The following is a 22,458-nucleotide window of genomic DNA, read 5'->3' on the forward strand; positions in this document are numbered from 1 at the left end:
GGCCAAAAGAAAACGGCCTCCGCAAGGGAGGCCGTTTCATGATGCTGGTGCCGGCTGCAGGACTCGAACCCGCCACCTGATGATTACAAATCAACTGCTCTACCAGATGAGCTAAGCCGGCAAAGAAACGCGATTCTAACCTAACACGCGTTACTTGACGACCTTCAATGCGGGCTTGCCACCAATTCGTGGCACATTCGGTGGCGTCGGCTCGTCGTCTGGGCCGCCTTCCGCTTCTGCGGCAACGGGCGTCGGTGCCGATTCGGCATCCACCGCAGCCAGCTTGGGCGGCGGGTTGTTCTCGCGCTCCGTGGCGGCCTGCGTGGTCGGCACGCTGCGTTCGACCGGGAACGCCATGCCCTGCCCGTTCTCGCGCGCATACACCGCGAGCACGTTTTCCACAGGCACCTCGATCTTGCGCGACACGCCCGAGAAGCGCGCGTGGAACGAAATCCACTCGTTGCCCATGTCGAGCTGGCTGGTCGCGTCAAAGCTCACGTTCAGCACGATCTCGTCGTTCTTGACGAACTCGCGCGGCACGTTGGTGCTGTTGTCGACGAAGACAGCGATGTACGGCGTGAAGCCGTTGTCCGTGCACCATTCGTAAATGGCCCGGATCAGATAGGGCTTGGTGGAGGTTTCCGACATGATGAAATCAGTAACCGCGGGTGCGGCCGCTCACGGATTCAAAGCGCGCGGCCCACAACCCGGCGGCAATCAGCGGCGCATGACCTTTTCCGACGGCGTCAGCGCTTCAATATACGCCGGACGGCTGAAGATACGCTCCGCGTATTTCATTAGCGGGGCAGCGTTCTTCGATACTTCGATGCCGTAGTGGTCCAGGCGCCACAGCAGCGGCGCAATCGCCACATCGAGCATCGAAAACTCTTCGCCCAGCATGTACTTGTTCTTCAGGAAGATCGGCGCCAGTTGCGTGAGGCGGTCACGGATGGCCGCGCGTGCCTTCTCGTGATTCTTCTCGGCGGCCTTGCCCTTTTCGTTTTCCAGCACGGAGACGTGCGTGAAGAGTTCCTTTTCGAAGTTGAACAGGAACAGGCGGGCGCGGGCCCGCTGCACCGGGTCAGCCGGCATCAGCTGCGGGTGCGGGAAGCGCTCGTCGATGTACTCGTTGATGATGTTCGACTCGTACAGGATCAGATCGCGCTCAACCAGGATGGGCACCTGGCCGTACGGGTTCATCACCGCGATGTCTTCCGGCTTGTTGAAGAGATCGACGTCGCGGATCTCGAAATCCATGCCCTTTTCGAACAGGACGAGGCGGCAACGCTGCGAGAACGGGCAAGTCGTGCCCGAGTACAAGACCATCATGGTTGTAGTTCCTTGGCGCATGGGCCGGGGGCGGCCCGATGACGGTACAACCGCGGCAGCAAATGGCGCCGCCACGGCAAAAAAGCGAAAAGGCAAAGGGCTAGGACCAGTTCCGCACCGGCCTAGCCCTTGCCCGGGAAAATACGGATTTTACTTGATGTCCTTCCAATAGGCCGCATTCAGGCGCCAGGCGAGCACGAAGAACACGCCAATGAACAACAGTACCCACACGCCCAGGCGCTTGCGCAGGTTGCCGGCGGGCTCGGCCATCCAGTCCAGATACGTGACGAGATCTGCCACCGCCTGGTCGTATTCGACGTTGCTCATCTTGCCCGGTTTGACCTGCTCCAATACAGGCTTATGCTCGCCCTCGCCATGTTCGGACTTCGCTGCCGGCTCCGCCTTCAACACCCGCTCGCCCTGCAGCTCCCACAGCACATGCGGCATGCCCACCTTGTCGAACACCAGGTTGTTCCAGCCGGTCGGACGCGTGTCGTCGCGGTAGAACGTGCGCAGGTAGGTGTAGAGCCAGTCGCTGCCACGCGCGCGCGCGATCACTGATAGATCCGGTGGAACGACGCCAAACCACTTCTTGGCGTCTTCGCGATCCATGGCGATGTGCATCGTGTCGCCGACCTTGTCCGACGTGAACAGCAGGTTCTGCTTGATCTGCTCTTCGGTCAGGCCGATGTCACGCAGGCGGTTGTAGCGCATGGCGCTGGCGCCGTGGCAGTTGAGGCAGTAATTGACGAACAGCTTGGCGCCGCGCTGCAACGCGGACGTGTCGCTGGACTGGTTGGGTGCCGGATCGAGCGGCACGCCGCCCTCGTTGGCCATCACAGGCGCGGCAAACACGAGACCGGCCAAGGCGAAAATCGCAAGCAGCTTTTTCATTCTTGTGTCCTTCATGGGTCCTTGTGCGCGGGCTCTATCAGTGCGGCGTGAACGTGACGCGCTCAGGCACTGGCTTGAACGTCCCGATCTGGCTCCAGATCGGCATCGCGAGGAAGAACGCGAAGTACAGAATGGTGCCGATCTGCGAAATGATCGAACCGATCGGGCTCGGCGGCTGGATACCCAGGTAGCCCAGCACTGCGAACGCGATCACGAACAGAATCAGCAGCACCTTGTGGAAGCCCGGACGATAACGGATCGACTTGACCGGCGACTGATCCAGCCACGGCAGGAAGAAGAAGATCACCACCGAGCCGCCCATCACCACCACGCCCCAGAACTTGGCGTCAATGAACTTGAACCCCAGCGCCAGAATCACGGCCACGACCACGGCCACGATCTTGACGTTCATGTTCTTCGTGCGGGCGAACAGCAGGCCCAGCATGATGGCGATGAAGCCCCACAGCCACGGCAGGAAGTCCGACGTGGTCGCGCGCAGCATCGAGTAGAACGGCGTGAAGTACCACACAGGCGCGATGTGCGGTGGCGTCTTGAGCGAATCTGCCGGGATGAAGTTATTGGCCTCGAGGAAGTAGCCGCCCATTTCCGGCGCGAAGAACACGATCGCGCTGAAGATGAACAGGAACACCGCCACGCCCACGATGTCGTGCACCGAGTAGTACGGGTGGAACGGAATGCCGTCGAGCGGAATGCCGCGCGCGTCCTTCTTGGCCTTGATCTCCACGCCGTCCGGGTTGTTCGAGCCCACTTCATGCAGCGCGATGACGTGCGCCACCACTAGGCCCAGCAGCCCCAGCGGCACCGCGATGACGTGGAATGAGAAGAAGCGGTTCAGCGTCGCGTCCGACACCACGTAGTCACCGCGAATCCACAGCGACAGGTCCGGGCCGATCAGCGGAATGGCGGAGAACAGGTTCACGATCACCTGCGCGCCCCAGTACGACATCTGGCCCCACGGCAGCAGATAGCCCATGAAGGCTTCGGCCATCAGGCACAGGAAGATCAGGCAGCCGAAGATCCAGACCAGCTCGCGCGGCTTACGGTACGAGCCGTACAGCATGCCGCGGAACATGTGCAGATACACGACGATGAAGAACGCCGACGCGCCGGTCGAGTGCATGTAGCGCACCAGCCAGCCCCACGGCACCTCGCGCATGATGAACTCCACGCTCGCGTAGGCGACGGGGATGCCGGCGGCGTTGAGCGTGCCGTCCGGCTTGTAGTTCATCACCAGGAAGATGCCGGTGAGGATCTGGATCACCAGCACTAGCAGTGCCAGCGAGCCAAAGAAATACCAGAAGTTGAAATTCTTGGGCGCGTAGTACTCCGACAGATGCGCCTTCCACAGCTCGGATGCCGGGAAGCGTGCGTCGATCCAGCCCAGCAGCCCGGTTGTCTCCACCTTCTTCTCGGCCATGATCAAGCCTCTCCTTTCTCGTCTTTACCGATCACCAGCTTCGTGTCCGACAGGAACATGTACGGCGGAACGTCCAGGTTCTGCGGTGCGGGCTTGTTCTTGAACACGCGACCAGCCAGGTCAAACGTGGAGCCGTGGCACGGGCAGACGAAGCCGGGGTCGCCAGCCAGCTGCACGTTGGCGCCTGCGGGAAACGGGCCAGACGGGGAGCAACCGAGGTGGGAGCAAATGCCGACCACGACCAGCAGGTCTTTGTGTTCGGCGCGGGAGCGGGTTTCGTTCTTGCAGTAGTCCGGCGTCTTCATGGTGAAGGGCACGTCGGACTTGGGGTCGGCGACTTCGTTATCGGTCTTCTTGAGCGATTCCAGCATGTCGGGCGTGCGCTTGAGCAACCAGACCGGCTTGCCGCGCCATTCCACCACCTTCATCTGGCCGGGGGCCAGGTCACTCACGTCTGCCTCTACGGGCGCGCCCGCTGCACGGGCCTTTTCAGATGGTGCGAATGTGCAAACGAAAGGGGCCGCAACTGCAACCCCTCCCACACCACCAGCCACGGACGTCGCAATCAATAGATTACGGCGACCCTTGTCCACGTTTTGCTGGTCACTCATTCAAGACCCCAGGGTGAGAAATCAAGAAACCAAGATAGATTCGCGTCAACCAAAAATTATACCCGAGCGTACCAAGCCGACGATAGCGGTCGCCGGCAGCGCTTCTTGCAGATATAGTAGACACGCCGATCACCCGCCAGCCCAGTCCTGACAAGGCTTCGGCATCTCTCCTGCAAGTCCGCTTTCAACAATTCAGGTCAACCGATCGCTAGCTTGATCGTTTGTCTCGAATCAAACAATCCGGAGAAAACCGATGGCACTGATAGAAGACTTCAAGAAGTTTGCGATGCGCGGCAACGTGATCGACCTGGCGGTGGGTGTGATCATCGGCGCGGCATTCGGCAAAATCGTCGATTCACTGGTCAACGATTTGATCATGCCGCTGATCGGGCGCGTGATCGGCAAGCTGGACTTCTCGAATCTGTTCGTCGCCCTAGCCGACGTGCCCCCGGGGGTGGCGAACACGCTGGCAGACCTGAAGAAGGCGGGCGTGCCAGTCTTCGCCTACGGCAACTTCATTACCGTGGCGGTCAATTTCCTGATCCTGGCGTTTATCGTGTTTCTGATGGTGCGCGCCATCACGCGCGTGACCGAATCCAACAAGGCACCCGAAGCCGCCCCAGCAACGCCGGAAGACATTGTGCTGCTGCGCGAGATTCGCGACAGCCTGAAGAACAAGCAGTAACCGGAAGCGGTGTCACACCGGATTCGGAATGTCGATGAAGGTGTGACGTACCCCAAAGCGCTCGGCGAGGTGGTTGCCGAGCGCCCGGACACCGCCACGCTCGGTGGCATGGTGACCGGCCCCGATATAGGCGACACCCGATTCGCGCGCCAGATGCGTGGTCTGCTCGGAGGCCTCGCCACTCAGGTAGACGTCCACGCCGGCGGCCACCGCCGCATCAAACCAGCCTTGCGCGCCGCCCGTACACCAACCCACCGTCCGCACCGGGCGATCCAGCCCACCAATCACCAGCGGCACCCGATCTAGCCGAGCTGTCACAGTTTCTGCGAACGCGCCCAACGTGGTGGCCTCGGGCAGCACGCCAATCCAGCCCAGCTCATCGTCGCCAAACCGGCCTTGCGGCTCGATGCCCAGCAAGGCGCCCAACTGCGCGTTGTTGCCCAGTTCGGGGTGCGCGTCCAGCGGCAAGTGGTACGCAAACAGGTTCAGGTCATGCGCCAGGAGCTGCTTCAGGCGCGCATGCTTCTGGCCCACAACGCGGCCGTCCTCGCCCTTCCAGAAATAGCCGTGATGCACGAGGATGGCGTCGGCGTGCACGTCGATGGCAGCCTCGATCAACGCGAGACTGGCGGTGACTCCGGTCACGATATGGGCGACGGTTTCGCGCCCCTGCACCTGCAGACCATTGGGGCAGTAGTCCCGAAAACGGGCCGCCTGCAACAGGTCGTTCAAGTACAATTCAAGTTCTTTTCGATCCATTTCGACTCAATTTCGCCCTATGTTGCGCCGCTTTTGGCTGTTTTTCGCGCAAGCCGTCACGGTCGTGCTGGCCGTGTGGTTTGTGATCGCCACCCTCAAGCCCGAGTGGCTGCAGCGCGGCAAGCTGGCAGTGCAGTCCGGCTCGCCCATCGTCGCACTCAAGGAAGTCGCGCCAATCGGCCACGGGGGCACCTCCAGCAACTCCTACGCGGAAGCCGCCAAGGTGGCAATGCCGGCGGTGGTCAACATCTTCAGCAGCAAGAATGCGCCTAAACGCGGCAGCAACCCACAAGCCAGCGCAGATCCGTGGTTCCGCTTCTTTTTTGGCGATCGCGCGCCTGAACAGCGCCAGGAACCCACGGCCAGCCTGGGTTCCGGCGTGATCGTCAGCTCGGAAGGCTACATTCTAACGAACCACCACGTGGTCGACGGCGCGGATGAGATCGAGGTGGCACTGACCGATGGCCGCAAGGCCAACGCCAAGGTGGTCGGCTCCGACCCCGAAACCGACCTTGCTGTCCTGAAGATCAACCTGCCGAACCTGCCGGCCATCACGCTGGGCCGCCTGGAAAACGTGCGCGTCGGGGATGTCGTGCTCGCCATCGGCAACCCGTTCGGCGTGGGCCAGACCGTGACGATGGGCATTGTCTCGGCGCTTGGTCGCAGCCATCTGGGCATCAACACCTTCGAGAATTTCATCCAGACCGATGCGGCCATCAACCCTGGTAACTCAGGCGGTGCGCTGGTCGACGCTGACGGCAACCTGCTGGGCATCAATACGGCCATCTATTCGCGCTCGGGTGGCTCGCTTGGTATTGGCTTCGCGATTCCGGTATCGCTGGCCAAGCAGGTGATGGAATCGATTATCTCGACGGGCAGCGTGGTGCGCGGCTGGATCGGCGTCGAACCGCAAGACGTGACGCCGGAGATTGCGGAGTCGTTCGGGCTGTCTCGCAAGGATGGCGCACTGATCGCCGCAGTGGTCCAGGGCGGGCCAGCGGATCGCGCAGGCCTGCGTCCGGGCGACATCCTGACCAGCGTCAACGGTGAATCCATTCTCGATACGACGGCGCTGCTCAACAGTATTGCGCAGCTCAAGCCGGGTGCAGAAGCGAAGGTCACGGTGTCGCGCAAGGGCAAGGCTGTCGAACTGACGATCCTTGTCGGCAAGCGCCCACCGCCCACGCGACGTAACGTACCGATGCCTTCTCCGGACGAGGAAGAACAGTAAGCGAAGGGTTCGGAACACACAAACGGCGGCCAGATGAGCCGCCGTTTTTTATTGGTGCGCAGACGGGACCACGCCGGCGCCTTCGGGGACCATGCCGCCGACAAAGCCACCATGGAACGCAGCCAAACGGATGCCAGCCACAGCGCCCTCTGAGCGCAGCGCAACCTCCGCCCTCTGCCAAAAGCGCATCTGATTCTGCTCGGCGCGCTTGGGAAGCCGCAAGCAGCGCTCGAGGCTACATCGCCCTACCACCGCATTACCGCCGCGGCCACGCGATCGCTGGACACTTAGCAGCGACGCAGCAGCACCGATCGCCCCTCCCCCGCAGAAACGCCTCGAATAACACGCACAAAGAAAAACGCCGACCCCTTTCGGGATCGGCGTTTAACCGTTTAATTCGATGCGCTCTTACGAACGCGTCAAATTAGAACTTGTGACGCAGACCGACGGTAGCGCCGATCTGGTTGTTGCTGTTGGCGCTGTTCGAGAACACTTGGTTGCCGTTCGTCAGCGTCGTGCCAGCGTAGCTAGCGTCGTTCAGGCCCATCACGCCCAGACCCGAGCCGCCGCTGTTCTTAGCATAGGCCACGTTGAAGTAGGCGTCGGTGCGCTTCGACAGAGCGTAGTCGGTGCCGACCACGAACAGCCACGGGTTGCCCGTTGCGCTGTTCTTGAACTGTTGGTAGTAAGCCGTGCCGGTGAGCGACAGAGCCGGGGTAGCTTGGTAGCCAACGCCTGCCCAGTACAGGTTCGAACGCAGGTTGCCGGACTGGCCAGCTTGTGCGTAGTTAGCCTTGTACCAACGGTAGCCAGCGTACAGCTTGGCCGGGCCGAAGGCGTACGTGCCAGCGATCGTGGCGCGTTGTTCCTTGTTGTCAACCAGAGCTGCCGTCGTGTTGTTCGACTGGTCGTACACAACGCCCACGCCGAACGGGCCGCCAGCGTAGTTAGCGCCCAGGCTCCACTCACGACCCAGCTTGTTCAGGCCAGCTTGCTCGTTGCCATCGCGGTTGAACGAGTACAGAGCCGAAACGCCCAGGCCACCGAACGTGCCAACGTACTTAACGGCATTGTCAGCGCGACCCGAGAAGTACTGGTCTTGCGAAGCCAGCGAGTAACGCGTGGCGATTGCCATCGGGTCATAGATCAGCGAGAAGTCGTACAGCAGGTTTTGCTGACGACCCAGGGTCAGTTGACCCCACTGGCCTTGCAGACCAACGTAAGCGTTACGGCCGAACAGACGACCGCCTTGACCCGACGCGCCGGTGTCCAGGTTGAAGCCGCTTTCCAGGTTGAAGATACCCTTCAGGCCACCGCCCAGGTCTTCAACGCCACGCAGGCCCCAACGCGAGCCCGACAGGCCGCCCGAATCCAGGCCGAAACGCGAGCTGCCACCACCGGTGGTGTTCGGCACCTTGTTTGCGTACGTCAGACCAGCGTCGACCACGCCGTACAGGGTCACGGAGGATTGTGCATAGGCGCCGCTGGCGGCCAGAGCTGCAACAGCAGCTGCAAACAGTTTCATCTTCATATCGACACTTTCCTTGTCAACTGATTGGGAAATCTTGACTGTCCTTATGGACGACGCAGATACCTCACGTCTGACCGCATTATGGGCCAGCGATATCGGATTCTGGAAACCCTTTTTGGCTCTGGGACGCGATTTGCGGCCAAGTTGTTGCTCATGGGCAACACGCAAAAAGGCCCCTCGAACGGGGGTTCCGACCGGCTTTTTGCGCGATGGCGTGGGGATTGGCGGGCGATTGCAGGACGCTCCCGCGCAACAAATTTGGCGTTTCGTGACAGTTCCAAATTGTCGCCTTCTGGCCACGCCGCCGTTTAAAAGTGATTAATAAGACTCTTTATAGGCGGCCGAGCGACGCGTGCCATCGCTTTAGGAAATCGGCACGGCGCAGCTGATCTTGATGGGCGAGTAAACCCGGTCCAACGGGGATCGGGCGGTGCGTATTGCCAAGTTCGGCGAGCAGGCGCTTGGCGGTCAAGCCGGTTTCGACGTCTTGGCGCAGGGAGAACAGAAATGCCCGGTCCGCCATCACGCTCTGGCCGTCGCGGGAGAGCATGAAGTCCAGCCAGAGGCGCGCGGCGTTTGGCCGGGCGGCTCTGCGGGCAATGAAGGCGACACGCGTGGCGACCAAGGTGTAGTCGGTCGGCATCTTAACGGCGAGCGCGGGGTTGCGATCGGCGTAGCGGGCGGCGTAGGAGCCGATCACGTCATAGGCGAGCAGGCTTTCGCCGGAGGCGACGCGCTCGAGCATGGCGGCCGTGGTGATGTACAAGTTGACGTTGACGCCACCCAGTGCCTTGGCAACCTCCCAGAACACGGGCGTGGTGCGCGCGTCTTCGGCCGCGAACAGGAAGGCGGAGCCGGAGTGCTCAATGTCGTACGACGCCACGCGGCCGCGCAGAAAGTCGCGATGGCTGTTGAGGATGCGGGCGAAGTCGGCGTGGGTGGACGGAATCAACTCCGCCGGCAATTGGCGCGCGTTGTACACGAAGACGATCGGCTCGTAGCTCGTGCCGTACGCCTCGTTCTTCCAGATCGCCCAGGAGGGCAGATAGGGGCGCTCCGGAGAGGCATACGGCAGCGCGTGTCCATCGTTCACCAGCTTGAATTGCTCGGGCATCGCCGAGCTCCAGACCACATCGGCGCCCGGCGACTTGGTGCCGAGTTCGGCGAGGAAGCGGCGGTAGATGTCGTCGCTGTTCTGCTCGCGGTAGTCGACGGTGATGCCAGGGTAGCGGGACTCGAACGCGCGGATGAGCGGGTGCGCGGCGGAAAAATCGGTCGTCGAGTAAACGGTGACGCGGCCTTCCTTGCGCGCGGCGTCGACCATGGCGCCGTAATCGTGTGGATAGTACGAAGGCAATTCGGGCGCCGGACGACCCAACCACTGTGCGCTCGCCTGCCGCGCGCCAAACGACGTGGCGCCGCTTGCGGCCAGCAACGCGGCAGTCTGACCAAGCCAGCGGCGACGGGAATTCGAAATGGACGACATGGAGCTCAGCCGCATCGAATAGGAAGGGGGATCGGGATGCGGGCGCCACGCATTATCATGAAAAAGCGGATCGAACGATATTGAGAGACACCCGATGCGGATTTTGCTGGTGGAGGACGAGGAAGACTTGGCGGCGTGGCTGGCGCGCGCGCTGGCGCAAAGCGGCTTCGTGGTGGAGCGCGCTGCCGATGGCGTGTTGGCCGAGGCATTTCTCGGCTCTGGAGAATTTGATGCAGTGGTGCTGGACCTGCGCCTGCCGCGCAAGGATGGCTTTGCGGTGTTGGCCGACATGCGTGCGCGCGACGATCGCACGCCGGTGCTGATCCTCACCGCGCAGGGCGCGCTGGATGAGCGTGTGCGCGGCTTGAACGCGGGCGCGGACGATTTCCTCACCAAGCCGTTCGCGCTGTCCGAGTTGGAGGCGCGGCTGATGGCACTGATCCGCCGCAGCCGTGGCCGGGCCTTCCCGCGCTTGCGTTGCGGGCCACTGGAGTTCGACACCGGACGCAAGGCATTTCTGCTGTCGGGCGAGCCGCTGTCGCTCACGCCGCGCGAACACGCCGCGTTGTCGGCGCTGCTGCACAAGACCGGTCAGCCGATCGCCAAGGTGCACTTGTTCGACAAGGTCTTCAATCTGGATAGCGATTCGAGCCCCGACGCGGTCGAGGTGGTCGTGCACCGGCTGCGCAAGAAGCTGGCGGGCACCGGTGTGCAGATCATCACCGTGCGTGGACTGGGCTACATGCTCGAAGCCGGCGCCAGTGATGCGGGCGATGCCGGCGCCACCGCCGACAGCACCCCCGCATGATGCGACGCTTCGCCCGGCTGCCGCGCAGCCTGAAACTGACATTGCTGTGGCTGCTGCTGCCGGGGCTGGTTGGCGTGCTGGCCATCGATATCGTTTCCGCCTTCCAGGCGCTGCGCGGTGCGACAGACCGGGCGTACGACCGCGCCCTGCTCGGTTCGGTACGCGCCATCGAGAACGGCGTGACGATCGAACGCGGACAGGTGCAGGTCAACGTGCCGTACGTGGCGCTCTCCATGTTCGAATCGACGGCGCAGAGCAGCGTTTACTACCGCGTCGCTTTCGAACCCGCGCCGGGTAAACCCACAGAAGCCGCGCTCACCGGCTACGACGACCTCCCGCTGCCCACCACACGCCTGGAGAACGACACCGAGTTCTTCTACGACGCGACGTATCACGGCGAGCCAGTACGCATTGCCGCCGTGGCCAAGCCGCTGTACCAACCGGGGCTGCCGGCGCGCATCGTTATTCAAGTGGCCGAGACCATCGAAACGCGGCGGGCGCTCCAACAGGCGGTCTGGCGCGGCACGCTGTTGCGCGATGCGGCCTTGGTGGCCGTGAGTGCAGCGCTGCTGTGGCTGGGCGTAACGGTCGCGCTGCGGCCGCTCAATCGCCTGGCGCGCAGCATCGGCGTGCGCGCCTCGGATGACCTCCGCCCGCTCGATGCCACCGACGTGCCCACCGAGGTTCGCCCGCTGGTGGAAGCGATCAACCATCACATCCTTCGCTATGAGGAGCTTGCCGAGGCGCAGAGCCAGTTCCTCGCCGATGCCTCGCACCAGTTACGCACGCCGCTGGCCGTGTTGCTGACCCAGGCGGAATACGCCCTGCGCGAGACGGACCCGGTACGCGTGCGCGAAAGCCTGTCGGCCATCATCGCGCGCCTGCAGTCGACCAACCGGCTGACCACGCAATTGCTGGCGCTCGCCCGCGCGCGCCACGCAGGGCAGGATGCGCCGCCCGAAACCTTCGACCTGAGCGAGCTGGCGCGCGATGTGGTGCTCGATGCGCTGCCCCTGGCGCGCGAGAAACAGCAAGATCTCGGCTGGGATGACGGTGGCCACGATGCGAATCTCCCCGTCACAGGCTACCCGGCCTTTCTGCGCGAGGCGCTCTCCAACCTCGTGCATAACGCGATCCGCTATACGCCGGCCGGCGGGCGCATCACCGTGCGCGCAACGGCCGATGGCAATGCCGCGCTCGTCTGCGTGGACGACACTGGCCCAGGCATGAGCGCCGACGAACGCGCCCATGCATTCCAGCGCTTTCGCCGCGCGCACGAGGGCGGAAATCGCCCGGCGAAGTTGAAAAATGCCCCCAAGGATGGCCGCTACGCCGCCGAGGGATCGGGCCTCGGCCTGGCCATCGCGCGCGCGTATGCCGCACGCAGCGGGGGGCAGATCGAACTGGCCGATGGCGAGCCCAATGACCACGGCGGCGTGGGCCTGTCAGCGCGCATTCGCGTGCCGCTGACGGCCTTAACTACTGTTCCTGAGCATGCTGCAACGCAGCAGCCATAATGAAAGCGTGACGAAAGCGCGCGACTTCTATACTGCGCCGCACCTGGGGCCCTCCGTCTGAACTGCACACCATAAGCAGTCGGCCCCACACCATCACAAGCAAACAGGAGACAAACCCATGCTTCGTGGCCGCTTTCTGCCTGCGCCCATCGCGCAGACCGCCCTCGCTTCCATTGCCGCTGCCGCGCTGACCCTCAGCAACGCCGCGTTCGCCCAAGTTCCGGCCGGCTACCCGGCCAACTACGCCGACACCATCGCCGCCGCCAAGAAGGAAGGCAAGGTCGTCGTCTACGCTACGACCGACACCAAGGCCGCGGACCCGCTGATCAAGGATTTCGAGTCGCTCTACCCCGGCGTGAAGGTCGAGTACAACGACATGAACAGCAGCGAGCTGTACAACCGCTTCATCAGCGAGCAGGCTGCCGGCGGCGCCTCGGCTGACATGATGTGGAACTCGTCGATGGACTCGCAGCTCAAGCTCGCGCAGACCTACGCCATGAAGTACGACTCGCCCGAGGTGCCGAACCTGCCGAAGTGGGCCGTGTACAAGGGCCTGGCCTACGGCACGACGTACGAGCCGGCCGTGTTCCTGTACAACAAGCGCCTGATCAAGGACAGCGAAGTTCCGCAAACCCACGCGGACCTCGCCAAGCTGGTCGGCAGCCAGGGCGATCGCTTCAAGAACAAGGTCACGACGTACGACATCGAGAAGTCCGCCGTGGGCTTCATGATGGCCGCGCAGGACAACCAGGACTCGCCGCAATACTTCGACTTCATCAAGGCCGTCGGCCCGAACCTCGTGCTGCAGTCGTCCACCGGCACAATGATGGAGCGCGTGGCCTCGGGTGAAAACCTGATCGCCTACAACATCCTCGGCTCGTACGCGATGGCGCGTGCCAAGAAAGACCCGTCGATCGGCATCGTGTATCCGAAGGATTACACGCTGGTGGTCTCGCGCGTGGCGATGATTGCCAAGAAGGCGAAGAACCCGAACGCTGCCAAGCTGTGGCTGGACTACATCCTGTCCAAGCGTGGCCAGGACATCCTTGCTAACAAGTCGGACTTGCACTCGCTGCGTGAAGACGTATCGGGCGAAGCCACCGCTGCAGGCCTGAAGAAGATTCTGGGCAACACCATCAAGCCGATCCCGGTGGATGAGTCGATCCTGACCTTCCTGGAGCCGAAGAAGCGCCTGGACTTCATCAAGCAATGGCGCACCGCCGCCGGTCGTTGATCTGCTGATTCGCTGATCACGATTCCTCTCATCTGACCCGCATTTAGACAAATGCAGCCGGCGCCGCCCGCATCTGGCGCCGGCTACTCTTGGAGGCACCATGCGTTCTCTAGCGCAAGACCGTGCCGCCGCTGCCCAAGCCCTCCCCAAGCGCTCGCCCTGGACGCGTGTGGGACAGGCTTTGCCGCGCGGCGTGGTCATCCTGCTTACCGCGCTGGCGATTTTCACGCCGCTGGCGCTGATCTTCTACCAGAGCTTTCTGTCTGCGCCGTTCTTCATGCCGGACGCACTGGCGGGGCTCGATGCTTACCGCTTCATCTTCGATGATCCGGACTTCTGGCACGCGTTCGAAAAGTCCGCCGCGCTGGCCCTCGGCCTGGCGGTGATCTCGGTGCCGCTGGGCGGCATCCTGGCGTTCCTGATGGTGCGCTCCGATCTGCCGGGCCGCCGCATCATCGAGCCGCTGCTGATGATCCCGGTGTTCGTCTCGCCGATGGTGCTGGCCTTTGGCTACGTGGTGTCGGCCGGCCCGGTCGGCTTCTACACGATCTGGTTCAAGCACATCTTCGGTGGCGTGCCCTGGAACGTGTATTCGTTCACCAGCATCATCATCATCGCGGGCCTGACGCATGTGCCGCACGTGTATCTGTATGTCTCGTCTGCGCTGCGCAGCCTGGGCTCGGACGTGGAAGAGGCCGCGCGCATCTCGGGCGCCTCGCCGTTGTCAGTGATGCTCAACGTGAGCCTGCCGATGGTGCGCCCCGCCCTGCTGTACGCAGCCGTGCTGGTGATCTTCCTGGGCTTCGAAGTGTTCGGCCTGGTGCTGGTGCTGGGCGATCCGGAAGGCCACCTCGTGCTGGCGACGTACCTGTACAAGCTGACCAACAAGCTCGGCACGCCGGCCTATCACCTGATGGCGGCCGTGGCAGTCTGCCTGGTGATGGTGACGTTCCCGCTGGTGCTGCTGCAACGCTACATGCTGCGCTCGGCCAACCGCTTCGTCACGGTCAAGGGCAAGGTCACGCGCAGCCGTCCGCTGCCGCTGGGTTCGTGGCGCTGGCCGGCGTGGGCCGTTGTGGTGCTGTGGTTCTTCATCTCGGTGGTGGTGCCGCTGTCGGGCATTGCACTGCGCGCTTTCGTGTCGAACTGGGGTGAAGGTGTGTCGCTCACGGAAGCCGTGTCACTCACAGCGTTCCATCAGATCTTCGAACAGCCGCAGTTCCTGCGCGCGATGGTCAACACGGTGCTGATCGGCGTGATCGGCGGTGCGATCGCCGTGGCTTGCTACACCTGCATCGGCCTGGCCATGCACCGCAAGCCGGATGGCTGGACGCGCTTCCTCGACTACAGCGTGCTGGTGCCGCGTGCGGTGCCGGGTCTGCTGGCCGGTCTGGCGTTCCTGTGGGTGTTCCTGTTCGTGCCGAACTGGGTCGAGGCCGCCCTCACCGACAGCAGCCTGCCCTTCGCCAACTGGATCATCGAGCACATCGTGCCGAGCCTGCGCGACCTGCGCAGCACGATCTTCAGCGTGTGGATCGCCTATACGGTGGTGTGGATGGCTTACGGCCTGCGCCTGATCTCGGCCGCGCTGCTGCAAGTCGGCCCCGAACTGGAAGAAGCCGCGCGTTCGGTCGGCGCCACCCGCGCCCGCACCACGCGCGACGTAACCGTGCCGCTCACGCGCTACGGCCTGCTCGGTGCGTGGCTGCTGATCTTCCTGATCTTCGAGCGCGAATACTCGACCGGTGTGTATCTGCTCTCGCCGGGCACCGAGACAATCGGCTCGATGCTGGTTTCCCTGTGGGCGGGCGGCGCCATCGATATCGTCGCCGCGCTGTCCTTCGTCAATATCGTGCTGGTGGCCGTCGGCCTCGGCATCGCACTGCGTTTCGGAGTCAAGCTCCATGATTGAACTCACTGTCAACGACCTGCACCTGCAATACGGCAACAACCCGGTCCTCAAGGGTGTCTCGATGCAGTTGCAGAAGGGCGAGGTCGTCTCGCTGCTGGGCCCGTCCGGTTCGGGCAAGACCACGCTGCTGCGCGCCGTCGCTGGCCTCGAACAGGCCAGCCAGGGCACCGTCCAGATCGGCGATCGCGTCATGTTCGACGGCGCCAAGAAGCTCGACGTGCCGGCCGAGGGGCGCAACCTGGGTCTCGTGTTCCAGTCGTACGCGCTGTGGCCGCACAAGACCGTGGCCGAGAACGTTGCCTACCCGCTCAAGCTGCGCAAGACGCCGTCCGCGCAGATCAAGGAGCGCGTGCAGGCCGTGCTGCAGCAACTGGGCCTTGGCCATCTGGGCGAGCGCTTCCCGAGCCAGCTCTCCGGCGGCCAGCAGCAGCGCGTGGCGATTGCCCGTGCGCTGGTCTACAACCCGCCCGTGATCCTGCTCGACGAGCCGCTCTCCAACCTCGACGCCAAGCTGCGTGAAGAAGCCCGCGCCTTCCTGCGCGAGCTGATCGTGCGCCTGGGCCTGTCGGCGCTGATGGTCACCCACGACCAGAGCGAAGCGATGGCCATGTCTGATCGCATCCTGCTGCTGAACAACGGCGTGATCGAGCAGCAGGGCACGCCCGAAGAGATGTACGGCGCGCCGCAAACGCTCTTCACCGCCGAGTTCATGGGCAGCAACAACCGCGTCAACGGCAAGATCGCCGAGGTGCGTGACGGTATGGCGCGGCTGGTTGATGAGGCGGGCGGCTGGTCGCTCTGGGGCGTCGCGCGTGGAGACCTGAAACCGGGCGCAGCTGCGCACGGCGTGATCCGCCTGGAACAGGTGCGCGTCGGCCAGGACAACGCCGACAACACGATCCACCTGCCGCTGGCGACGCGCATGTATCTGGGTGACCGCTGGGAGTGCCTGTTCCGCGCAAGCGGCGCCACCGGCACGGGCCTGCGCGCCTACGCCAGCAGCGCCCCCACCGACGGCCAGTACGCCCTGACCTTCCCGCGCGAGCAGTTCTGGTTGTACGCCGCGTAAGCGGTTTCAACGGCAACAAAAAAGGCAGCCTCGGCTGCCTTTTCTTTTGAGCGACGGTGGATCAGTCCTTCACCACCGGCAGATGCTCCGGGTCTTCTTCCGGCGCCACGGTCTTGCGCAAGAAAACCGCCGCCAGGATCAGCCCCAGCTCGTACAGCAGCCACAGCGGCACCGCCAGCAGCAACTGCGACATCACGTCCGGCGGCGTCACAACGGCCGCAATGATGAATGCGCCGACCACCACGTACGGCCGCGCCTGGCGCAGCTTCTCCAGACTCACGATGCCAAAGCGCACCAGCACCATCACGACCACCGGCACCTCAAAAGTGATGCCGAAGGCCAGGAAGGTGGTCATCGCAAAGCTGAGGTACTTGTCGATGTCGGTCGACATCTCCGCCCCCAGCGGCGCGTTGTAGTGCGCCATCACCTTGAACACCGTCGGGAAGACGAGGAAATACGCAAACGCCACGCCGCACAGGAACAGCAGATAGCTGCTCACCACCAGCGGCATGATCATCCGCTTCTCGTGCGAATACAGCCCCGGCGCCACAAAGCGCCAGACCTGGTACAGCACCCACGGCAGTGCGATCAGGAAGGCGGCCAGCAGCGTCACCTTCATCGGTACGAAGAACGAGCCGGTGACGTCCGTCACGATCATGTGGCCGTTCTTGGGCAGCGCTTGAATGAGCGGCCGCGAAAACAGGTTAAAGATATCCGGCGCCCAGTAGACCAGACCCAAAAAGATCAGCAGTACGCCCGCACCAGCCTTGACGATGCGCTCGCGCAACTCAACCAGATGCGAGATGAAGGTTTCCTGCGCGCCGTCCTCGGGCGATTGCGGATCGAGCGGAGCGGCACTCATGTCGGCTGGAAGGGGATGCGGTCAGAGCACCCAGCGGTGGGTGCTCGAAGAATCATTCGAAAAAGGAACGCCCGCGCGACTGCGCGGCAACGATGGGCGGACGATGACGTTTGACGCGCGCCGCGCCCGATTGCGCCCACATGCGCACGCCCTGCTTCTGGCGGTACCACTTGGGCATCGAGAACTGCTTGTTGCGCCAGCTGTTGCGGCCGTTGCGCGACTTGCCCGGTGCCGGGCGCCAGTCGGGCGCGGAGGTGGACGTCTGCAACGACGGATCGCCAAGCGCCTCGTTCAGGCGTTCGTTGAGTTCCGTCGTGTGCTTGCTAACCTCCTGATGGATGGTCTGCTCGACATTGCGCGCGGCCTGCTCGAAGTCGGTGCGCATCTTGCGCAGTTCTTCGAGTTCGATTTCGCGGCTCACCTCAGCTTTCACATCCGCGATGTAGCGCTGCGCGCGGCCGAGCAAGGCGCCAGCGGTGCGCGCCACCTTGGGCAAGCGCTCCGGCCCGATGACGACGAGCGCCACCATGCCAATCAGCGCCAGCTTGGAAATGCCGAGATCGATCATCGGTCAGCGTGCGCCGGTGCTCAGCCTTGCTTGGACTTGTCGCGCGCTTCGACGTCGATCGTCGTCGAGTCGTGCAGCTCGCGCGGCGGCTGGCCGGCGGTCTGTTGCGGGGCGGCCGTTTTGTCGTCCGCAGCGCCTTCCTTCATGCCGTCCTTGAAGCCCTTCACGGCACCACCGAGGTCCGAACCGATGTTACGCAGCTTCTTCGTGCCGAACACCATCATGACGATCACCAGCACGATCAGCCAGTGCCAAATGCTAAAGGAACCCATGTCCTACTCCCACGTGAAATACAGCAAGCGGCGCCGCAGCGGTGGCAGCGCCATTGGTTGATGTTACTGGTTCGCGTACATCGGCTTGCCATCGTTCAGATACAGCCAGCCTTTCACAATACGATACAGCATCCAAATGCCCAGAACCCACAGGATGGCAAAGCCGATCAGGAAGAATGCCAGCAAAAGACCGATGGCTCCCCATAATACGGACCACCAGAACGATCGGATCTGCCAGCGGAAGTGCGACTCATACAGCGTGCCGCGCACATCATCGAGCTTCACGTAGTTGATGATGATGGCGACGAGAGCTGTGCAGCCGAATGTCAGCCAGTAAATGGCGTACAGCGCATACAGAATATGCGTCAGGCGCCGCAGTCCGGCCAGGCGTTCTGCGTCGTCCGTCATCACCACTGCCGCTCCGTATTTGTCCACGCTGCCTCCCTGCGACGATTCGTCACCGTAGTCAGTCACCTGCCGCTTTACTCACCCGCAGCATCGCGTGCCTGCGACTTACGCAACGCTTTCTCTTCCAGGCCCGAGAGCCCTTCGCGGCGTGCGAGTTCGTTGACGACGTCGTCCGGCGTCAGATCAAAGTGCGACAGCAGCACCATGGTGTGGAACCACAGGTCGGCCACTTCGTAGACGACCTTGCTGCGCGCTTCGTCCGTCATGCCGGCGGCGCGGGCATCCTTGGCGGCCATGACCGTCTCGGTGGCCTCTTCGCCGATCTTCTTGAGGATGGCGTCGTCGCCCTTGTGGAACAGGCGGGCGATGTAGCTCTTGTCCGGGTCGCCGCCGTTGGCGAGCTTGCGGGATTCGAGCACCTCGCCCAGGCGGCGCAGAGTGTCACTCATGGTTATGGCCGGGCTTGCCGGCGTAGATGTCGTCAGGATTCTTGAGCACGGGCTCAACGGTGTGCCAATCGCCGTCTTCCACGTTGCCCTCGAACTTCTGGAAGAAGCACGCGTGGCGGCCAGTATGACAGGCGATGCCGCCAACTTGGGTGACACGGAGCAAGACCACGTCTTCATCACAGTCCAGGCGGATTTCGTGCACCTTCTGGATGTGGCCGGATTCTTCGCCCTTGTGCCACAGACGCTTGCGCGAGCGCGACCAGAAAACGGCCTCGCCGGTTTCCACGGTCTTCTGCAGCGCCTCGCGGTTCATGAAGGCGAACATCAAGACGTCGTTGCTGCCCTGCTCCTGCACGATCACCGGCACGAGACCGTTGTCGTCCCAGTGGACCTTGTTCAGCCACTTCTTACTCATAGTCCGATCCGTACTGGAATGCCTTGCTCAGCCATGTATTGCTTGGCTTGGCCGACGGTGTATTCGCCGTAGTGGAAGATGCTCGCGGCCAGTACCGCATCGGCGTGGCCGAGCTTGATGCCGTCTGCCAGGTGCTGCAGGTTGCCGACACCGCCCGAGGCAATCACGGGTATCGGCACCGCATCGGACACGGCACGCGTGAGTTCGAGGTCGAAGCCGGCTTTCGTGCCGTCGCGATCCATGCTGGTGAGCAGGATTTCGCCCGCACCGCGTTGTGCCATCTCGCGCGCCCAGGCTACGGCGTCCAGGCCCGTGCCCTTGCGGCCGCCGTGCGTGAAGACTTCCCAGCGCGGCGCTTCGCCTTCGGCCGACACCTTCTTGGCGTCGATGGCCACGACGATGCACTGCGCACCGTGCCGGGCGCTGGCGTCCGACACGAGCTGCGGATTCGACACCGCCGACGAGTTCATGCTGATCTTGTCTGCGCCCGCATTGAGCAGGCGGCGCACATCTTCCAGCGCGCGCACACCGCCACCGACCGTCAGCGGAATGAACACCTGCGAAGCCACCGCTTCGATGATGCCCAGCATCAGGTCGCGGCCATCCGATGTGGCAGTAATGTCGAGGAAGGTGATTTCGTCGGCGCCCTGCTCGTCGTAACGGCGCGCGATTTCGACGGGGTCGCCCGCGTCGCGCAATTCGACGAAATTGACGCCCTTGACCACCCGGCCGTTGGTCACGTCCAGGCAGGGGATGATTCGTTTGGCTAGCATGATGAGTCGGGTGCCGCAGCACCCGGTGAGCACGGCTGGATCAACGATCAGGCCGCGCCGAGTTTGTCCGCGAGGGCTTGCGCTTCCTTGAAGTTCAGGTCGCCCGAATAGATGGCGCGGCCGCAGATCACGCCTTCCACGCCATGCTCTTCGACCGCGCAGAGGTGGTCGATGTCCTTCAGGTTCGACAGGCCGCCGCTGGCGATGACCGGAATCTTCACCGACTGTGCCAGCTTGACGGTGGCGTCGATGTTGATGCCCTGCAGCATGCCGTCGCGGCCGATGTCGGTGTAGATGATGCCTTCGACGCCGTAGTCTTCGTACTTCTTGGCGAGGTCCACGACTTCGTGGCCGGAGAGCTTGCTCCAACCGTCGGTCGCCACCTTGCCGTCCTTGGCATCAAGCCCGACGATGATGTGGCCGCCGAATGCCGTGCATGCGTCCCGCAGAAAGCCCGGGTCCTTGACCGCCGCCGTGCCGATGATCACGTACGACAAGCCGTCGTCGAGCCAGCGCTCGATGGTGCCCAGGTCGCGGATGCCGCCGCCGAGTTGCACGGGGATCTCGTCGCCCACCTCGGCGAGGATCGCCTTGACGGCCGCCTCGTTACGCGGCTTGCCCGCGAAAGCGCCATTCAGGTCGACGAGGTGCAAGCGGCGCGCGCCCTGCTCGACCCAATGCCGCGCCATGGCAGCGGGGTCTTCCGAGAACACGGTGGCTTGATCCATATCGCCTTGCTTGAGGCGCACACACTGACCGTCCTTCAGGTCGATGGCCGGGATGAGCAGCATAGTCGTAACGACAAAGTTGAGGGGGTGGGGTTAAATGGGAAAAGAAGCGGGCAAAAAAGGATTCGGTTGCGACTGTGAAGCCGAGTTCACGGGTTCCAGTGCACGAAATTCCGGTAGATCTGCAGGCCGGCCTGCGCACTTTTTTCCGGGTGAAACTGTGTGGCAAAAATATTATCCCGGGCGATGGCGCAGGTAAACCGCACGCCGTATTCGGTCTCGCCCACCGATTCTTCGGTATTGGCTGGGCGTGCGTAGTAACTGTGCACGAAATAAAAGTAGCTCTGATCGGGCACGCCTTCCCAGAGGGCGTGAGCCCGGCTCTGGTGCACGCGGTTCCAGCCCATCTGAGGCACTTTGTACCGGGAACCGTCCGGTTGCAACTGGCCGTCGAGGTCAAAACGGATGACCTCGCCCTTGATCAGGCCGAGCCCGGGGGTGTATTGCTGGCCAACACGCGCCTCGGTACTGCGCTCCAGCAGCATCTGCTCGCCCACGCACACGCCCAGCATCGGCTTGGTGCGGGAGGCCTCCAACACGGCTTCGCGCAGGCCGGATTGGTCGAAGGCGGCCATGCAGTCGGGCATGGCGCCCTGGCCCGGCAGTACTACGCGGTCTGCGGCACGAATTTCGTCGGCTTGCGCACTGATGCGCACATCCGCCTCCGGGGCCACGGCCATCAGGGCCTGCGCCACCGAGCGCAGATTGCCCATGCCGTAATCGACGATTGCGATCTTAGTCATGACTTCACTTATTAAGCCCGCAGGACGGGCAACAGGGTTTTCAGCCCGTCAACAATGAATTCCACGGCCAGCGCCGCCAGGATCAGCCCCATCAGCCGCGTACCGACGTTGATGCCGGTGCGACCAATGACCCGGGCGATCGGCTCGGCGGCGCGGAGCACGATCCATACCACGGCGGCAATCGCCACACCCACGCCTGCCAGGAGCAGCAGCTCCCACCAGTGCTTGGTCTTGCCCGCATAGACGATCACCGTACTGATCGAACCCGGGCCCGTCAGCAGCGGAATCGCCAGCGGCACGACAGCAATGCTCGCCTTAGCGCCGGCCTCGCCCTCTTCTTCCGGCGTGGCCTTGATGCGACTGGTCTGCGCGTTCAGCATGTTCAGCGCGATCATAATCATGATGATCCCGCCACCCACCTGCAACGAGCCGACGGAGAACCCGAAAAAGCCGATGATCTGCTCGCCCAGCAACGCCGACAGGCCAATCACGATTGCCACCGAAATCGACGCGACCTTGATGGTGCGGCGCTTCTCTTCATTCGTCTGGCTCTCGGTCAGGCTGATGAAGAACGGGATCGCGCCGATCGGGTTGATCAGCGCGAGCAGCGAGAAAAAGCTCTTGGTCAGATCCATGGGATCGGTGGCCGGGTCGTAGAGTCAGAAACGCTCGGCCA

General features: G+C 63.1%; 25 protein-coding genes and 1 tRNA gene. 7 read left to right on the forward strand and 19 right to left on the reverse strand.

What is annotated here, in order from left to right:
• Window positions 1–45: 45 nt before the first annotated feature.
• From ACN9M1_RS14205 to petA, 6 genes are all read right to left on the reverse strand, one after another.
• Window positions 46–121 (reverse strand) — tRNA-Thr (locus ACN9M1_RS14205).
• Window positions 122–150: 29 nt separating this feature from the next.
• Window positions 151–648 (reverse strand): ClpXP protease specificity-enhancing factor, encoded by a 498-nt coding sequence (locus ACN9M1_RS14210; protein ID WP_426395343.1) that lies wholly within the window; start codon window positions 646–648, stop codon window positions 151–153.
• A gap of 69 nt (window positions 649–717) precedes the next feature.
• Window positions 718–1,329: a glutathione S-transferase N-terminal domain-containing protein gene (locus tag ACN9M1_RS14215; protein ID WP_004634649.1), complete on the reverse strand. Its 612-nt coding sequence runs from the start codon at window positions 1,327–1,329 to the stop codon at window positions 718–720.
• Window positions 1,330–1,479: 150 nt separating this feature from the next.
• Window positions 1,480–2,223 (reverse strand): cytochrome c1, encoded by a 744-nt coding sequence (locus tag ACN9M1_RS14220; protein ID WP_426395346.1) that lies wholly within the window; start codon window positions 2,221–2,223, stop codon window positions 1,480–1,482.
• A gap of 37 nt (window positions 2,224–2,260) precedes the next feature.
• Window positions 2,261–3,664 carry a cytochrome b gene (locus ACN9M1_RS14225; protein ID WP_426398873.1) on the reverse strand — a complete coding sequence of 468 codons (1,404 nt, stop codon included), beginning with the start codon at window positions 3,662–3,664 and terminating at the stop codon, window positions 2,261–2,263.
• Complete coding sequence (petA, locus tag ACN9M1_RS14230) at window positions 3,664–4,272, reverse strand: ubiquinol-cytochrome c reductase iron-sulfur subunit (protein WP_009241960.1); 609 nt, start codon at window positions 4,270–4,272, stop codon at window positions 3,664–3,666. The genes ACN9M1_RS14225 and petA overlap by 1 nt, the downstream gene beginning before the upstream one ends.
• A gap of 253 nt (window positions 4,273–4,525) precedes the next feature.
• Here petA and mscL point away from each other — a divergent pair, with 253 nt between their 5' ends.
• The gene (gene mscL, locus ACN9M1_RS14235) at window positions 4,526–4,957 is read left to right on the forward strand and encodes a large conductance mechanosensitive channel protein MscL (protein WP_426395348.1); all 432 of its coding nucleotides are present in this window, start codon (window positions 4,526–4,528) and stop codon (window positions 4,955–4,957) included.
• A gap of 12 nt (window positions 4,958–4,969) precedes the next feature.
• Here mscL and ACN9M1_RS14240 read toward each other — a convergent pair whose 3' ends face one another.
• Window positions 4,970–5,716: a Nif3-like dinuclear metal center hexameric protein gene (locus ACN9M1_RS14240; protein ID WP_426395349.1), complete on the reverse strand. Its 747-nt coding sequence runs from the start codon at window positions 5,714–5,716 to the stop codon at window positions 4,970–4,972.
• A 19-nt stretch (window positions 5,717–5,735) separates the two neighbouring features.
• Here ACN9M1_RS14240 and ACN9M1_RS14245 point away from each other — a divergent pair, with 19 nt between their 5' ends.
• On the forward strand, window positions 5,736–6,947 hold the full coding sequence (locus ACN9M1_RS14245) for a Do family serine endopeptidase (protein ID WP_426395350.1): 1,212 nt from the start codon (window positions 5,736–5,738) through the stop codon (window positions 6,945–6,947).
• Between the two features lie 424 nt (window positions 6,948–7,371).
• Here the strand turns inward: ACN9M1_RS14245 and ACN9M1_RS14250 are convergent, their stop codons facing one another.
• On the reverse strand, window positions 7,372–8,478 hold the full coding sequence (locus ACN9M1_RS14250; protein WP_426395352.1) for a porin: 1,107 nt from the start codon (window positions 8,476–8,478) through the stop codon (window positions 7,372–7,374).
• A 331-nt stretch (window positions 8,479–8,809) separates the two neighbouring features.
• On the reverse strand, window positions 8,810–9,964 hold the full coding sequence (locus ACN9M1_RS14255) for an ABC transporter substrate-binding protein (RefSeq protein WP_426395354.1): 1,155 nt from the start codon (window positions 9,962–9,964) through the stop codon (window positions 8,810–8,812).
• 94 nt (window positions 9,965–10,058) lie between these two features.
• Between ACN9M1_RS14255 and ACN9M1_RS14260 the strand changes: the two genes are divergently transcribed.
• The 5 genes from ACN9M1_RS14260 (at window position 10,059) to ACN9M1_RS14280 (ending at window position 16,504) form a co-directional block, all read left to right on the forward strand.
• Entirely contained in the window at window positions 10,059–10,772 is a 714-nt protein-coding gene (locus tag ACN9M1_RS14260) for a response regulator (protein WP_426395355.1), read from the forward strand.
• Window positions 10,769–12,289: a sensor histidine kinase gene (locus ACN9M1_RS14265; RefSeq protein ID WP_426395357.1), complete on the forward strand. Its 1,521-nt coding sequence runs from the start codon at window positions 10,769–10,771 to the stop codon at window positions 12,287–12,289. The genes ACN9M1_RS14260 and ACN9M1_RS14265 overlap by 4 nt, the downstream gene beginning before the upstream one ends.
• A gap of 118 nt (window positions 12,290–12,407) precedes the next feature.
• Entirely contained in the window at window positions 12,408–13,523 is a 1,116-nt protein-coding gene (locus ACN9M1_RS14270; protein WP_426395359.1) for an ABC transporter substrate-binding protein, read from the forward strand.
• 100 nt (window positions 13,524–13,623) lie between these two features.
• Window positions 13,624–15,435 carry an ABC transporter permease gene (locus ACN9M1_RS14275; RefSeq protein ID WP_426395361.1) on the forward strand — a complete coding sequence of 604 codons (1,812 nt, stop codon included), beginning with the start codon at window positions 13,624–13,626 and terminating at the stop codon, window positions 15,433–15,435.
• Entirely contained in the window at window positions 15,428–16,504 is a 1,077-nt protein-coding gene (locus ACN9M1_RS14280) for an ABC transporter ATP-binding protein (RefSeq protein ID WP_426395363.1), read from the forward strand. Before ACN9M1_RS14275 ends, ACN9M1_RS14280 begins: the two co-directional genes overlap by 8 nt.
• 61 nt (window positions 16,505–16,565) lie before the next feature.
• Here ACN9M1_RS14280 and tatC read toward each other — a convergent pair whose 3' ends face one another.
• The 10 genes from tatC to ACN9M1_RS14330 all read right to left on the reverse strand — a co-directional run bounded on the left by tatC (window position 16,566) and on the right by ACN9M1_RS14330 (window position 22,417).
• Window positions 16,566–17,366 carry a twin-arginine translocase subunit TatC gene (gene tatC, locus ACN9M1_RS14285; RefSeq protein WP_426395364.1) on the reverse strand — a complete coding sequence of 267 codons (801 nt, stop codon included), beginning with the start codon at window positions 17,364–17,366 and terminating at the stop codon, window positions 16,566–16,568.
• A 52-nt stretch (window positions 17,367–17,418) separates the two neighbouring features.
• Window positions 17,419–17,934 carry a Sec-independent protein translocase protein TatB gene (gene tatB / locus ACN9M1_RS14290; RefSeq protein ID WP_426395366.1) on the reverse strand — a complete coding sequence of 172 codons (516 nt, stop codon included), beginning with the start codon at window positions 17,932–17,934 and terminating at the stop codon, window positions 17,419–17,421.
• Window positions 17,935–17,954: 20 nt separating this feature from the next.
• Window positions 17,955–18,206, reverse strand: a complete 252-nt coding sequence (tatA, locus tag ACN9M1_RS14295) for a Sec-independent protein translocase subunit TatA (protein ID WP_426395368.1) — start codon at window positions 18,204–18,206, stop codon at window positions 17,955–17,957.
• Window positions 18,207–18,269: 63 nt separating this feature from the next.
• The gene (locus ACN9M1_RS14300; protein WP_426395370.1) at window positions 18,270–18,641 is read right to left on the reverse strand and encodes a DUF4870 family protein; all 372 of its coding nucleotides are present in this window, start codon (window positions 18,639–18,641) and stop codon (window positions 18,270–18,272) included.
• A gap of 47 nt (window positions 18,642–18,688) precedes the next feature.
• Complete coding sequence (locus ACN9M1_RS14305) at window positions 18,689–19,063, reverse strand: phosphoribosyl-ATP diphosphatase (protein WP_426395371.1); 375 nt, start codon at window positions 19,061–19,063, stop codon at window positions 18,689–18,691.
• Window positions 19,056–19,478 carry a phosphoribosyl-AMP cyclohydrolase gene (hisI, locus tag ACN9M1_RS14310; protein WP_027680226.1) on the reverse strand — a complete coding sequence of 141 codons (423 nt, stop codon included), beginning with the start codon at window positions 19,476–19,478 and terminating at the stop codon, window positions 19,056–19,058. Before hisI ends, ACN9M1_RS14305 begins: the two co-directional genes overlap by 8 nt.
• The gene (gene hisF / locus ACN9M1_RS14315; RefSeq protein WP_426395373.1) at window positions 19,475–20,251 is read right to left on the reverse strand and encodes an imidazole glycerol phosphate synthase subunit HisF; all 777 of its coding nucleotides are present in this window, start codon (window positions 20,249–20,251) and stop codon (window positions 19,475–19,477) included. The genes hisI and hisF overlap by 4 nt, the downstream gene beginning before the upstream one ends.
• A gap of 47 nt (window positions 20,252–20,298) precedes the next feature.
• Window positions 20,299–21,042, reverse strand: coding sequence for a 1-(5-phosphoribosyl)-5-[(5-phosphoribosylamino)methylideneamino]imidazole-4-carboxamide isomerase (gene hisA / locus ACN9M1_RS14320; RefSeq protein WP_004634607.1), 744 nt, complete (start codon window positions 21,040–21,042; stop codon window positions 20,299–20,301).
• A gap of 86 nt (window positions 21,043–21,128) precedes the next feature.
• A complete protein-coding gene (gene hisH / locus ACN9M1_RS14325) occupies window positions 21,129–21,782 on the reverse strand; it encodes an imidazole glycerol phosphate synthase subunit HisH (protein WP_426395375.1) in 654 nt (217 codons plus the stop codon).
• Window positions 21,783–21,793: 11 nt separating this feature from the next.
• The gene (locus tag ACN9M1_RS14330) at window positions 21,794–22,417 is read right to left on the reverse strand and encodes a MarC family protein (protein WP_426395377.1); all 624 of its coding nucleotides are present in this window, start codon (window positions 22,415–22,417) and stop codon (window positions 21,794–21,796) included.
• Between the last annotated feature and the right edge of the window lie 41 nt (window positions 22,418–22,458).

The organism is Ralstonia sp. R-29 (genome assembly GCF_049913345.1).
Classification (GTDB): Bacteria; Pseudomonadota; Gammaproteobacteria; order Burkholderiales; family Burkholderiaceae; genus Ralstonia.